Genomic DNA, 14016 nt, shown 5'->3' on the forward strand with positions numbered 1-14016 from the left:
TCCGCGATCGAGACGACCTCGACCTAGGAGATCCATGTCGGTCGACAGCTTCCCGGAGCGGTTCACCGGTGATCTGGCCGCCCCCCCACGGCACAGGCCGGATCGCCGGTGGCTCACCCTGGTTCCGCTCCTGGCGGTCCTGATCCTGCTGTTCGTCGTCCCGCTGTGCTCACTGCTGGTCGACAGTTTCCGCGGCGGGCAGGGACTCACCCTGGAGAACTACCACGAGCAGGTGACCTCGCCGGTCTTCTGGCGGGCGATGCGCCGCACCCTGGTCATCGCCGCGCTCTCGACCGGCATCTGCGTCGCCCTCGGGTACTGCATGGCCTACGCGCTCACCCGGATGCCCAAACGGCTGCGCGGCGCGCTGATGGTCGTGGTGCTCGTGCCGTACTTCACGAGCATCCTGATCCGCTCCTACGCGTGGATCGCGATCCTCGCCCCCAGCGGGCTCGTCGCCAGGACGCTCGCGCTTGTCGGCATCGACAACCCTCCTGACCTGGTGTTCAACCAGACCGGCATGCTGATCGGCACCGTGCAGATCCTGCTGCCGCTGGCGTTGCTGCCGATCTACAGCGTGATGAGCGGCATCGACCGCGCCGCCGTACGGGCCGCGCAGAGTCTGGGGGCCTCACCGGCGGTCGCGCACTGGCATGTGTACCGGCCCGCGACCTCCTCCGCGGTCCTGGCCGCCGCCGCCCTGGTCTTCATCAGCACCCTCGGCTTCTACGTGACGCCCGCGCTGCTCGGCGGCCCCGGCGACACGCTCATCGCCCAGTCCATCCTCGTCCAGTTCTCCAACCTCGTCGATCCCGCCGGGGCCGCGGCGCAGGCCGTACTGCTCCTGCTGGTCGTCCTGGTGCTGTTCGTCGTCCTCTTCCGCTACCTCGCGCCGTCGCTCTCCATCGGGAACACCTCCGCGAGCCCCCGCCGTGACCCCGCGAAACAGGACGAACGGTATGAGCGGCTGCGTGACCTGCGTGCCCGGGCGCTCGACACCGTCCTCGGCGTCGTCGGACGGCTGCGCCTGCCCATCCTGGTCGGCGGCTGGCTCGTGGGCGCCGCCCTGCTGGTCACGCCGCTGGTCGTGGTGGCCATCTGGTCCTTCAGCGACGCGACCTATCTGATCTTCCCGCCGGAGGAGTACTCCACCCGGTGGTTCGCCGACTACCTCGCCGACGAGTCGTGGATCGGCTCGACCTTCCTCAGCCTGGGCATCGCCTCGCTCTCCGCGGCGATCGGCGTGGTCATCGGCGGTCTCGGCGCCTTCGGTCTCGTACGGGGTCCACGACGCTCGCGGGTGCCGGTCGCGGTCCTGGTCGCGATGCCGATGATCGTCCCCCCGATGATCTACAGCCTCGGGTTCTTCGTGCTCGTGGCGCCGCACGGCCTCGTCGGCACCCCGCTGGGCCTGATCCTGCCGTACGTGGTGCTGGGGCTGCCCTTCGCGGTGTCGATCACGGCGGCGGCGCTGCGCAACCTCGACGTGCGGCTGGAGAACGCCGCGCGCAGCCTCGGCGCCGGACCCCTGTCGGTGCTCAGACACGTCCTGCTGCCCGCGCTGCGCCCGGCGCTGGTCAGCGGCTTCGTGTTCGCCTTCCTCGCCGCGTTCGACGACGTCGTCGTCGCGACCTTCATGTCCGGGCCGACCGCGGTGACGCTGCCGCTGCGGATGTTCCAGGACATCAAACTCGAAGTGAGCCCGAGGACAGCCGTCGTCGCCGTCGTCCTGCTCGGAGCAGGGGTGGCCGCGGTCCTCCTCCGGTTCGTCATGGCCTGGCTCGTGCGCGCCGTACGGGTGGCGCTGAGCCGGATGGGAGCCTCATGAACACCCCCTCGGTCGTCGCGGAGATGACCTCCCCCTATGTCGAGAACCAGGAGTTTCCCGGCATCGTCTACCCGACCTCGGTCACGGCGACGCTGGCGGCCTTCCGCCGGTCGTTCCCCGGCGCCGAACGGCTCGCGCCCGAGGAGGACGGCGGCGCCGCGGCGCTGACCGTGCACAGCCCCGAATACGTCGACTTCGTCAAGGAGGGCGGCGGACGGCAGGAGGGGTCCACGAAGTTCCCGCTGAACGTCATCGCGGTCCCCGCCCTGAAGGTCTCCGAGCCGCGCACCTTCGTGGGGCGGCACATCCAGTACTTCTTCGACGAGATCACCCAGGCCACCCCCTCGGTCTGCCAGGGGGCGCTGCACAGCGCGGCGGCCGCCCAGCAGGGCGCCCGCAGACTCGCGCGGGCCGACCGGTCCTCCCCGGGGCTGGTGCTCGTGCCGTCCCGGCCCCCGGGCCACCACGCCCTGCCCACCGTGGGCGGCGGACTGTGCGTGTTCGCCAACGCCGCCATCGCGGCCCGTGAACTCTCCCGAAGCGGCCGGGTCGCCGTGCTCGACATCGACCAGGACCACGGCAACGGCACCCAGGCCGTGTTCTACGACGACCCATCGGTCCTGACCGTCTCCATCCACGCCGAGGGCTGGCCGCACGTCGCCGGGTTCGCCGAGGAGACCGGCGGCCCCGGCGCCCCCGGCGGCAACCTCAACCTGCCGCTGCCGACCGGCTCGGGCTTCGACGCCTACCTGCCCGCGTTCGAGACGGCGCTTGAGGCGATCACCCGCTTCGGCCCCGACTATCTCGTCCTGGCCCTGGGCTACGACGCCCACCGGGAGCAGGGGTTCGGGCTGCTGCGCCTGGACGTCGCGGACTTCGGCGTCCTCGGCCGCCGCGTCGCCGGGCTGCGCCTGCCGACGCTGGTGACCACCGAGGGGTGCTACGGCTACTACGACTCGACCGCCGAGGCCGCCGACGCCTTCTTCGGAGGGTGGGCCGAGGAGTGGCGGTGAGTGCCACCATGCGCGCCGCGCTCCTGACCCGCATCGGCGGGCCGCTGGAGATCCGCGAGGTCCCCGTCCCCGCGATCGGTCCGGACGAGGTCCTGGTACGGACTCTGTCCAGCGGCGTGTGCCGTACCGACCTGCACATCCAGGACGGCCTGGCCTACGTGCCCGGACTGCCGCACATCATGGGCCACGAACCCGCGGGCGTCGTGGTCGAACGCGGCCGGGACGTCTCCGAGGTCGAGATCGGCGAGGTGGTCGTGCCCCACCTGTTCGTCGCCGAGCGGGAGTGCCGCTTCACCAGGGCCGGGGCCGACGCGCAGGCGCTGCACCTGCGGGGGATCATCGGCGTGACGCTGCCGGGAGGCTTCGCGGAGTACTTCGCCGCCCCCGCGAGGAACCTGCTGAGGGTTCCCGAAGGCCTCGACCCCAGGATCGCCGGGCTGTCGAGCTGCGCGGTCGTCACGGCGGTGCACGCCTACCGGCGCGGCACCGTGACGCCGGTGCGGACCGCGGTCGTGATCGGCGCGGGCGGCATCGGGCAGATCATCCTCCAGCTCCTGGCCGGCGCCGGGATCGCGGCCGCGGCCGTCGACGTGCGGCAGGAGAACCTGGCGCTCGCCGTACACAACGGGGCCGAGTACGTCGTGCCCGCGTCGTCGGCGGACCGGGTGTCCGCCCTGTGCGCCTGGGCCGGATCCCGGGCCGGTGACGAGGGCCCCGCCGACGGCGCCGACCTGGTGATCGACCTGGTCGGAACGTCGGAGTCCATGGCCGACGCCGCGCGGTACGTACGCCGCAGGGGCCGAATCGTCGTGGTCGGCGAGGAGCCCGACCTCCCCGGCGTCAGCTCGACGGTTCTCGCCCAGCGCGAGCTGGAGATCGTCGGTTCGCGCAACGGCGACAGGAAAGACCAGCACGACGCGCTGCGGCTGCTCGCCGAGGGCGCCATCACCCCGGCACTGGACGAGGAGTACCCCCTCGACCACGCCAACGAGGCACTCGCCCGGCTGCGAAGCGGCCAGGCACGGGGCCGGGTCCTCATCACGCACAACGACCAGCGAGGAACGAGATGAAGATCGCGACCGACACGTGGATGCTGCGTCCACACCCCATCGACACGGTGTTCTCGACCGTACGGCAGGCGGGCTTCGAACACCTGGAGCTCTCGCCCAGGCCCGACGTGATGCCGAGCTACGGCGGCAGGCGCGCCTCGAAGGCGAAGATCGCCGAGATCGCGACGGCGTCGAAGACCCACGGCGTCGGGATCGCGTCCATCTTCATCGAGCAGGCCTGGGGAAGCTCGGAGGAGGACATCCGGCAGGCGGCGGTCGGCTACTGGAAGCAGACCGTCCAGCTGGCCGTCGACCTGGGCTGCGACCGCATCAACTCCGAGTTCACCGGACGGCCGAGCGCCCCGCAGGCCGGTGAGGCCGCGATGCGCCGCTCCCTGGAGGAGGTGCTGCCGCTCGCGGAGTCCGAGGGCATCACGATCGCGCTCGAACCGCACCCCGGCGACTGGCTTGAGTCCGGCATCGGGGCCGTCGACTTCATCAGGGGCCTGCAGAGCGACCACGTCACCTACCTGCACTGCGTGCCGCACACCTTCTACCTCACCGGTGTGGAGGACGAACGCGGCCACCTCAAGAACGTCAACCGCGACATCATCACCTACGCGGGCGAGACCATGGACCACGTCCACCTGGCCGACACCCTGCTGCCCGGCCGTACCTTCCTCAACCCGGGAAGCCCCGGGGTGCGCAACCACCAGCACCTCGACATCGGGCACGGCGACATCGACTGGGACGAGGTGTTCGACGCCCTGCGTGAGGTCGCCTTCGACGGCGTCCTGTCGGTGGCCGTCTTCCGGCACGAGTCACGGGTGATGGATTCCCTCACCCACAACCTTCGCATCATTCGCGAACGTCTCGAAGGGGGCGTTGCCCAGTGACCGGATCGATACGCTTCGGGGTCGTCGGCCTCGGAGAGATCTACCAGCTCGCCCACCACCTCGCCTACCAGCGGGCCGACGGCCTGGAGGCCGCGGTCGTCTGCGACCTGGACCCGGCCGTCGCCGAGCGGACGGCGGGGTCGCTCGGGGCGCGGGCGTCCACCGACTACCGTGAACTGCTCGACGACGACCGGATCGACGCCGTCGACCTCGTGCTTCCGCACAACGTGCACTACGAGATCGCGCGTGAGTTCCTCGAAGCGGGCAAACACGTCCTGATTGAGAAGCCCATGACCGTGGACGCCGGGCACGCGCGTGAACTCGTCGCCCTCGCCGCGAGCAAGGGCCTCAAGTTCACCGTCAACGAGAACACCCGGTTCATCCCCGCCTACCAGGCCGCCCTCGACGCCATCAACGGCGACGAGATCGGGGACGTGACCCTCGTCCGCACCCTGATCAGCGGCAACGAGTTCGAACGGCTCGGCAACCCGAAGCTGTGGAAGGGCCGCCAGGACGGCTCGGGCGGCGGCACCATCATCGACGCCGGCGCCCACTCCTTCTACCTGCTGAAGTGGATGTTCGGCGAGGTCGCCTCACTGCGGGCCATGTCCGACCGGCTCGTGGACGTCAGCCAGGTCGAGGACTGGTCGCTGGTGTGCGGCCGGACGCGCTCCGGCGCGCTCTTCTCCGTCGAGTCCACCTTCACCTCGGGAGGACCGTGGAACGAGCGCCTCGAAGTGCACGGCACCAAGGGCCTCATCGTCGTCGACCAGCACCAGAACCCCCCGGCCATGATCTTCCACGGTAAGCGCGACCACACGGGATCGCCCCTGCCCGGTACGGCCTACGAGCCCACCACCTGGAAGTACAACTCGATCGCGGCCGGGATCGAGAGCTTCGCCCGTTCGATCGCGAAGGACGAGCCGACCGCCGTCGCCCCCGAGGACGGCGCCTACGCGGTGCGGATCATCGAACTCGCCTACGAGTCGGTGGCCACCGGCCGTTCCGTCTCGCTCTGAGATTTGTCACCCCGTTTCACAGATAGAGGAGAAACCCCCATGGACCCGCTCGTCATCACCGTCACGGTCGACAGCACGATGTCCTATCCCGGCTACAAGGGCATGCCGGCCATCGAGGACACCGACAAGGTCGGCCAGGAGTACATCGACTCGGTGAACGCGGGCGCGACACTGTGCCACCACCACGGTGTCCACTACCTGGAGGACGCCATCCAGGAAGACGGCAAGAAGCTTTCCAAGATCGACTTCAACGGTTGGCGGGATCTCACCGAGAAGATCCGGACCGTGGGCACCGATCCGATCATGCAGTTCGGCATCGCCAGCGCCCGGCTGCCCGAGAAGGTGGAACTCATGTCGCTCAAGCCCGACATGATGTCCTACGCGTTCAACGTGCACGACGAGTACTTCCAGCCCGACCCGGCCTACCCCGCCAACGAGATGTACTCCCTGCACCCGAGGGACGAGCTCGTCGAGTTCGTCACCGCGGCCGAGGCCAACGGCGTGAAGCCGGAGATCGAGTGCTTCTACACCGGCGCGTTCTGGAACCTGGAGTACGTCCGGCGGCAGGGCCTGCTGAAGGAGAAGGCCTGGGCGACCCTGTTCTTCGGCTGGCAGGGTGGCGCGTGGACGCCGCCGACCCCGGACGCGCTCATGTACATGGTCAACCACCTCCCCCCGAACACGAACTGGAACATCAGCGTCATGGACCCGGTCGCGCAGTGGCAGCTGCTGCCGCTGGCCATCGCGCTGGGCGGCCACGTCCGCGTCGGCTGGGAGGACAACCCCTACCTGCCCAACGGTGAGGCCTCGCGCAGCAACGCCGAACTGGTCGAGGTCGCGGTCACCATGGCCCAGCAGATCGGCCGCCCGATCGCGAACGTCGAAGAGGCCAGGCGCATCGCCGGGGTGAGCAGGTGAGCACCGCACAGGACCCGGTGCGAGACCGTACTGCACAGGACCCGGTGCGCGGTGGTACCGCACCGGATCCGGTGCGTGCCGTACGGGGCCTGGCGCGTGCCCGGCTCGGCGACGGCCGGGTCGTGCTCGTCAGGATCGAGTCGGAGAAGGCGACGGTCCTCGCGACCGAGTCCGACCACCCGGCGGCCGACGTGCTGAGGGAGGCGCTGCACACCGGCGCGTGGCGGGCCGACGGCGAGCCGGTTCCCGCCGGTGACCTCGAACTCCTCGCCCCGGTCGTGAACCCCTCGAAGATCGTGTGCGTCGGGCTCAACTACCGTGACCACGCGGAGGAGTCGGGCGTCGAGCCTCCGGCCAGGCCGCTGCTGTTCGCGAAGTTCCCCAACGCGCTGCGCGCCTCCGGTGCCGTCGTCGAGGTGCCGCGGGACCTGTCCGGTCAGCTCGACTACGAGGGCGAACTGGGCGTCGTGATCGGGCGCCGGGCCAGGGACGTCGCCCTGGACGAGGCGCTCGACCACGTCCTCGGCTATGTCGCGGCCAACGACCTGTCGGCCAGGGACGCCCAGTTCTCCGACGGCCAGTGGCTGCGCGGCAAGTCCGCCGACGGGTTCTGCCCGGTCGGGCCGGTCGTGACGCTCGCCGAGGACGTCGAGGACCCCCAGGCGCTGCGCATCGTCACCCGGCTCAACGACCAGGTCGTCCAGGACGGCTCGACGGAGAAGATGATCTTCTCCGTCGCGGAGATCGTCTCCTACGCCTCCCGCTACCTGACGCTCGAACCGGGGGACCTGATCCTGACGGGTACCCCGCCCGGTGTGGGCTTCGCGCGCACGCCCCCGCTGGTGGTCGGGGACGGCGACGTGGTGACGGTGACCGTGGAGGGCGTCGGCGAGGTCGCCAACCGGGTACGCGTCATATGAGATGACCGACCGGCCGCCCTCCACGAAGGGCGGCCGGCCTGTCACCGGTTCACCGGAGCCGGGCCGGTCGGCCCATCATCGGTTCGCCGAAGTCGGGGCGGCCGACCCTTGACCGGTTCACCAGAGCCGGGCTGGCCGGTCCGTCGTCGGTTCGCCGGAACTGGGCTGGTCGACCCGCCGTCGGTTCGCCGGAGCCGGGCCGGTCGGGACGGAGCATCGGGAGGGACATCGGGGAGGGACACGGCATGACAGGGCTCACAGCGGGACTCACGGCGGGACGGATCATCGTCGCGCCGGACAAGTTCCGTGGGTCGCTGACCTCTCCCGAGGTGGCCGCCCACGTGGCCGCCGGACTGCGCGCCGCCGCTCAGGGGCGGGTGGCCGTGGTCCGGCTCCCGGTCGCCGACGGTGGTGACGGCACCGTGGAAGCGGTGGTCGCGAGCGGGTTCACCCGGGTCGAGACGGAGGTGACCGGACCGGTCGGCGCGCGGATCCCGGCTGCCTACGCCGTACGTGACGAGCGGGACGGCCGGGTCGCGGTCGTCGAGCTGGCCGAGGCCTCCGGCCTGCGGAAACTGACCGGTGACCCGGCGCCGCTGACCGCCACGAGCCGGGGAGTCGGCGAACTCATCGCCCACGCCGTACGGCACGGCGCACGGCGGATCGTGCTCGGCCTCGGCGGCAGCGCCTGCACCGACGGCGGCGCGGGCATGCTCCAGGCGCTCGGCGTGCGACTGCTGGACGCGGCCGGGAACGACCTGCCGCCGGGCGGTGCCGCGCTGCGCGACCTGTGCACGATCGACACCTCGGGCAGACTGCGCGGCTTCGAGGTCGTCGTGGCGAGTGACGTGGACAACCCACTGCTCGGACCGTACGGCGCCGCGACCGTGTACGGCCCGCAGAAGGGCGCGACCCCCGAGGACGTGGCCGTCCTTGAGGCCGGCCTGACCCGGCTGGTAGCCGTCACCGAGTCCAGCGGCGTCGCGTTCACGCCGGACGACACGGCCGGGTCAGGCGGTGCCGTACACGCGCCGGACACGGCCATCCCCGGCGGCGCCATACACACGACGGGTGTGGCGAGCAGGCCCGGGGCGGGGGCGGCGGGTGGGGTGGGGTTCGGCGCGCTGGCCTTCCTCGACGCGGAGATCCGGCCCGGTATCGGCTACCTGCTTGACCTGGTGGACTTCGACCGGCACGTGAGGGGCGCCCGGCTGGTGATCACCGGCGAGGGCTCGATCGACGAGCAGACCCTGCGCGGCAAGGCCCCCGTGGGCGTCGCGGCGGCGGCCGCCAGGCACGGCGTGCCGGTCGTGGCGGTCTGCGGCCGGCGTTCGGTGAGCGAAGCGGAGCTGCGGGCGGCCGGTATCGAGGCCGTCTACGCGCTGACCGACATCGAACCCGACGTACGACGATGCATGACCGAGGCAGGCCCCCTCCTCGAACGCCTCACCACCTGGATCGCCACCCGGTTCGTCACCCCCTGAGAAGGCCACCTGACTCACCCCCTGAGACGGCCACCGGACGATCTCCCCACCCGTCGTCGTTGACGCCGAGGGACGAACCGGTACCGGAAGGTGACCCTGAAAGGGCCGTGGCGGCGTGATCCGGTCGGACCGGACGCCGTGGCTTCCGGTTTCCGCCGTGGAGCCGTCACGGACACGCGGGAACACACAGGGCGCATGGAGACAGGCGGGGCCCGTCGCCACCGCCTTTCACGAGTTCGGCCACGTCGGGGCACGTGGAGACGCGTGGGGGCCTCAGTCCCACCGCCTCCACGAGTTCGGCCACGCGGGGGCCTCTGTCGAAGGGCCTCCGGCTTCGCCGTACCGGGGTGGCGCGTCCTGGCACCTGACGATCACTCGGGGAGCGCCGTTTGGGGGAGTGTCATTCGGGGGATAGAAGGATGTTCCGGCCTGTGATGTCCGAACTTGGTCACTGAGTGGCATTCGCCCAGCTCATAGGTGGTTTCGGGGAGTTGTGCGGGGCGCCGGGAGCCCTCGTCGGTGGTGAAAATCGGGTGACATTTCGCGTCAGATGGCGGAATGTTGAGCGTGAGCGATGAGTTTTGTCGGTGGCACCCGTCAGTCTTTGTACGAACACACTTTCGTGTGTCTCACGGCTGGAACGCCAGCAACGACGTCCTGTCCGACAACCCGATTGAGGTTCCGTGCCCAGCACACAGCTCGACTCACCAGTCAAGCCCGTGACCGTCACCAAGGTGCGCACCCCTGCCGTGATCCGGCTGCTGGTGCTCGCCACGTTCGTGGTCATCCTCAACGAGACGATCATGATCAACGCGATCCCGAGGCTGATGAGCGCGATGCACATCAGCGCGCAGACCGCGCAGTGGCTCTCGACGGCCTTCATGTTGACCATGGCCGCCGTCATCCCGATCACCGGCTGGTTCCTGCAGCGGGTGTCCACCCGCACGGCCTACACCGCCGCGATGGGCCTGTTCCTGATCGGTACGGCCCTGGCCACCGTCGCACCGACCTTCGAGGTGCTGCTGGGTGCCCGCATCATCCAGGCATCCGGAACGGCGGTGATGATGCCGCTGCTGATGACCACGCTGATGCAGGTCGTGCCCGAGGGCAACCGGGGCCGGGTGATGGGCAACGTCACCCTGGCCATCTCGGTCGCGCCCGCGATGGGTCCCACGGTCTCCGGGGTGATCCTCCAGTTCGGCTCCTGGCGGCTGCTGTTCGCCGTGGTGTTCCCCATCGCCGCACTGATCATGTGGGGCGGGCTGAGGCAGCTCCAGAACGTCGGCGAGCCCAAGTTCAGCACCGTCGACTGGCTGAGCGTGCTGACCGCCGCGGCGGGCTTCGGCAGCCTGGTCTACGGGCTCAGCGGGTTCGAGGGCGGCAACACCCGGGCCGCCGTCGGGTTCGTGGTGGCCGGTCTGGTGGCCATCTCCATCTTCGTCTGGCGTCAGCTGCGCCTGCAGAAGCGCGGCACGCCGCTGATGGACCTGCGCACCCTGCGCCACCGCACCTACACGATCGCGTTGATCATGATGGCGGTGGCCTTCCTGGCGATGATCGGCTCGATGATCCTGCTTCCGCTGTACCTGCAGAACGTCCGCGGGCTCACCGCCCTGCAGACCGGGCTTCTCGTGATGCCGGGTGGTCTCGCGATGGGGCTGCTCGGCCCGACCGTCGGCCGTCTGTTCGACCGTTTCGGCGCCCGGGTGCTGATCGTCCCCGGCGCGATCGGCATCGCTGTCGCGCTCGTCGGGTTCACCCAGGTCACGATGACCATGCCGTTCTGGCTGCTGCTCGGCCTGCACGCGCTGCTGATGGTGAGCCTGGCCGCGACCTTCACCCCGGTGTTCACCCTCGGGCTCGGGTCGGTTCCGGCCTCGCTCTACTCCCACGGCAGCTCGATCCTGAGCACGCTGCAGCAGGTCTCGGCCGCCATCGGCACCGCGCTCGTGGTCACTCTGATGAGCGTGCGGGCCGAGAGCCTGAAGGCGACGGGCGCCAGCGACGCGCTCGCCAACCTCGGCGGCATGCGCACGGCCTTCATCGTCAGCGCGGCGCTGTCCGTGATCGTGGTCATCACCGCCCTGATGCTGCCGGCCAGGGCCGCCACCACGACGGAGCACCAGGCGGCCCACGTCTAGGAACACCGTCTGGGAGCACCGTCCGGGGACGCTGTCTGAGGACACTGTCTGGGAAAACCGTCCAGAAAGACCCGTCGCCGTGGCTCTTCGGGGGTTCGCCGTCATCGAGCGGCGAACCCCGGAGCCGTTGGCGCCTACCTCCCGATCCGCTGATACTGGCGGGTCGCCAGGGGGACGAAGACCACAAGGATCGCGACCGACCACAACAGGACGGCCGCGACCGGATGCTGTGGAGGCCAGGCGTCCTGCGGTACGGCGGCGCCCGGATCGCCGAACAGGTCGCGACAGGCGGCGACGAGCGCGCTGACCGGGTTCCACTCCGCGACGAGCCGCAGCCACCCGGGCATGCCGTCGGTGGGCACGAAACCGTTGGACAGCGCCGAGATCGGAAAGATCATCGGGATGAACGCGTCCGCGGTCTCCGGACGGACCGACAGGCCGACGGTCGCATGGATTCGCCTTCGCCATCGGCGATCTGGGCACGCGTCTCGGCACCGCAGCGTGCCCGTGAACGCCCGATCGACACGAGATCATCACCAGGGCCGCAGTCGCCATCGCCGACCTCAACGGCCTCGCCTCAGCCTGCGGTAGCGCTAATTGTCATATAACGCCCAGATCTGACGATAAGCGACCAATCATGAGTGGTCCACATATTTCGGTTGGGCCGGATTATGCTCTGGGCAGTTCGAAGTGGATCTCCGGAGGTGTCCATGAGGAAGATGACCGTCCGTCGCAAGGGCGCGCTGCGCCTGCTGTCCGGCGCTCGCCGTCTCTGGTTCGAGTGGTGCTGGTAGTTGCCGGTACGGCGGGCACCCCAGGGTGCCCGCCCCTGCGGCGACCGGCCCGGTTGTGACCGGCCCGGTTGTGACCGGCCCGGTTGTGACCGGCTCGGCTGGGACCCACGAGGACGGCTACGACTGCCACCGCGACGGCGGGCCGTACGCCGGGGTCGCCTCCTTCCTCACCCGGGTCGCCGCGGAACGGCCCCGCCTGGCGGCCCGCCACCGGGTCGAGTTGCACGCGATCGCCCCCTGGCTCGACCGTACGGCGCGCCCCGCCGCCGAGGAGGAGCCGATCCGCTTCCACCCCGCCCGGCGCACCGCCTGCCTGGCCTACGGCGCGGCGGAGTTCGTCACGGCCTGGGCGGGCACGCTCAAGAACCCGGTCACCGTACGGTTCGACCACGTCGGCGACGCCGACGAGACCACCCGTGAACTACTGGACGCGCTGGTCCGCGTGGAACCGTCCACGCTGCGCCTGGACCTCCGGGACGGCGGCGCCCCCCGGCTGGCGGCGGCCGAGCCGACACCCGAGGAGACGCGCAAGGCCCTCGGCGACAGCCTGGCCCGCGGTTTCTACCACCACGCGGCCAGGACCGCCCGGCGCGGGCGCGCGACGGTGACCCCGGACGGCGACCTGCGGCACTGGTGGGCGTTCACCACCGGCCTGGCCACCGCCCTGGCCGCGCTTGAGCAGGCCGAGGAGGCGCTCGACCTCTACCACGAGGCGCGCGCAGCCACCGACGACCCGAAGATCACCACATCGGCCGCCTACTCCACCGCCATGCTGTACGCCAGGCACCTGTCCACGGCCGAGCAGGACCCGGGGCGGGCCCGGCACTGGCTGGAACGGGCACTCGACCTCGCCGCCGAGCTGGACGACCCACGTCAGCGGACACTGTCCACCGTCTTCTACGAGCAGGGGATCGCCCTGCTGGACGCCAGGGACGGTGAGCACGCCCGCGCGCTGCGGCTGATCGACGACGGGCTGGCCCGGCTGGCGGCGGTGCTCGGTCCGGGAGAGCGTCCGCAGGACCTGGCCAGGCTGCGCCACAACCGGGCCCAGGTGCACCTGGCCATGGGAGACCGGGACCGGGCCCTGGCCGACCTCGACACCGTGATCGCCCACGACCCGGACAACTGCGAGTACTACGTGGACCGGGCCGCCCTGTACCGCGCGGCGGGACGGTCCAGGGCCGCGATCGAGGACTACGGCACCGCGATCCGCCTGGGGCCACACCTGCCCGAGGCGTACTACAACCGGGCCGTTCTCCAGCAGGAACGGGGCCGTACGGCACGGGCCCGCGCCGACCTGGAACGCGTGCTCGCCATCGAACCAGGACACCTGGACGCCAGGATCGCCCTGGTCAACCTGCTGGTGGAGCGCGGCGCGCTCGCCGAGGCCGAGGCCGAGGCGCGGGCCGGGCTCGAACCGGCTCCCGAGGACCCCGCGCTGCTGTGCACCCTCGGGCTGATCCGCTCGGAGCGCGGCGACCTCACCGAGGCCGACGACCTCCTCACCCGGGCCCTGGCCGGGGACTCCGAACTCGTCGAGGCGTGGACGAACCGGGCCGCCGTACGGTTCGAACGCGGTGACGTGGCCGCCGCGGTGGCCGACCTGGACCGGGCGGTCGCGCTGTCGGCGGCACCGGTGCCCCGCTACAACCGGGGGAAGGCGCTGGTACGGCTCGGCAGGCTTACAGAGGCCGCGCGGGACTTCGCCGACGCCCTCACCCAGCCGGGTCTCGACCGGGCGCTGCGCCGTGACCTACGCGCGGAACTGGCCCGCTGCCGCCGTGCCATGACGGGATGACCCCGGGGCCTCGTCCAACCGTCGCCGGCGGTGTACGGCGCGTCTACGCCGACCTGATCGTGGACGGTGACGTCGTCCACGAGGTCTGGTGCACCCGCGACGGCTGCGGCCGCGGCCGGTAGGACCAGGCGGTTCGGGTACGGCCGCGCGGCGCGA

At 70.6% G+C, this 14016-nt stretch carries 12 protein-coding genes; 11 read left to right on the forward strand and 1 reads right to left on the reverse strand.

Annotated elements, in window-relative coordinates; translation table 11 throughout:
- Nucleotides 1-34 precede the first annotated feature (34 nt).
- The 9 genes from ACFYY8_RS36715 (at nt 35) to ACFYY8_RS36755 (ending at nt 11268) form a co-directional block, all read left to right on the forward strand.
- Entirely contained in the window at nt 35-1828 is a 1794-nt protein-coding gene (locus ACFYY8_RS36715) for an ABC transporter permease subunit (RefSeq protein WP_390049195.1), read from the forward strand.
- Nucleotides 1825-2841: a hypothetical protein gene (locus tag ACFYY8_RS36720; RefSeq protein WP_390049197.1), complete on the forward strand. Its 1017-nt coding sequence runs from the start codon at nt 1825-1827 to the stop codon at nt 2839-2841. Before ACFYY8_RS36715 ends, ACFYY8_RS36720 begins: the two co-directional genes overlap by 4 nt.
- The gene (locus ACFYY8_RS36725) at nt 2838-3911 is read left to right on the forward strand and encodes an alcohol dehydrogenase catalytic domain-containing protein (protein WP_390049199.1); all 1074 of its coding nucleotides are present in this window, start codon (nt 2838-2840) and stop codon (nt 3909-3911) included. The genes ACFYY8_RS36720 and ACFYY8_RS36725 overlap by 4 nt, the downstream gene beginning before the upstream one ends.
- Nucleotides 3908-4786 carry a sugar phosphate isomerase/epimerase family protein gene (locus tag ACFYY8_RS36730; RefSeq protein ID WP_362917448.1) on the forward strand — a complete coding sequence of 293 codons (879 nt, stop codon included), beginning with the start codon at nt 3908-3910 and terminating at the stop codon, nt 4784-4786. Before ACFYY8_RS36725 ends, ACFYY8_RS36730 begins: the two co-directional genes overlap by 4 nt.
- Nucleotides 4783-5805: a Gfo/Idh/MocA family protein gene (locus ACFYY8_RS36735; protein WP_390049201.1), complete on the forward strand. Its 1023-nt coding sequence runs from the start codon at nt 4783-4785 to the stop codon at nt 5803-5805. Before ACFYY8_RS36730 ends, ACFYY8_RS36735 begins: the two co-directional genes overlap by 4 nt.
- 39 nt (nt 5806-5844) lie before the next feature.
- On the forward strand, nt 5845-6723 hold the full coding sequence (locus tag ACFYY8_RS36740; RefSeq protein WP_390049203.1) for a 3-keto-5-aminohexanoate cleavage protein: 879 nt from the start codon (nt 5845-5847) through the stop codon (nt 6721-6723).
- Nucleotides 6720-7643 (forward strand): fumarylacetoacetate hydrolase family protein, encoded by a 924-nt coding sequence (locus ACFYY8_RS36745; RefSeq protein WP_390049206.1) that lies wholly within the window; start codon nt 6720-6722, stop codon nt 7641-7643. The genes ACFYY8_RS36740 and ACFYY8_RS36745 overlap by 4 nt, the downstream gene beginning before the upstream one ends.
- 245 nt (nt 7644-7888) lie before the next feature.
- A complete protein-coding gene (locus ACFYY8_RS36750; RefSeq protein ID WP_390049209.1) occupies nt 7889-9127 on the forward strand; it encodes a glycerate kinase in 1239 nt (412 codons plus the stop codon).
- A gap of 683 nt (nt 9128-9810) precedes the next feature.
- Complete coding sequence (locus tag ACFYY8_RS36755; RefSeq protein WP_390049211.1) at nt 9811-11268, forward strand: MDR family MFS transporter; 1458 nt, start codon at nt 9811-9813, stop codon at nt 11266-11268.
- A gap of 134 nt (nt 11269-11402) precedes the next feature.
- Here ACFYY8_RS36755 and ACFYY8_RS36760 read toward each other — a convergent pair whose 3' ends face one another.
- On the reverse strand, nt 11403-11666 hold the full coding sequence (locus tag ACFYY8_RS36760; protein ID WP_390049213.1) for an ABC transporter permease: 264 nt from the start codon (nt 11664-11666) through the stop codon (nt 11403-11405).
- Between the two features lie 466 nt (nt 11667-12132).
- Between ACFYY8_RS36760 and ACFYY8_RS36765 the strand changes: the two genes are divergently transcribed.
- Both ACFYY8_RS36765 and ACFYY8_RS36770 read left to right on the forward strand, forming a co-directional pair.
- Complete coding sequence (locus ACFYY8_RS36765) at nt 12133-13860, forward strand: tetratricopeptide repeat protein (protein WP_390049215.1); 1728 nt, start codon at nt 12133-12135, stop codon at nt 13858-13860.
- Entirely contained in the window at nt 13857-13982 is a 126-nt protein-coding gene (locus ACFYY8_RS36770; protein WP_390049217.1) for a hypothetical protein, read from the forward strand. Before ACFYY8_RS36765 ends, ACFYY8_RS36770 begins: the two co-directional genes overlap by 4 nt.
- The last annotated feature ends 34 nt before the right edge of the window (nt 13983-14016 follow it).

The sequence above is a fragment of the Streptosporangium sp. NPDC001559 genome, assembly GCF_042893955.1.
Taxonomy (GTDB): domain Bacteria; phylum Actinomycetota; class Actinomycetes; order Streptosporangiales; family Streptosporangiaceae; genus Streptosporangium.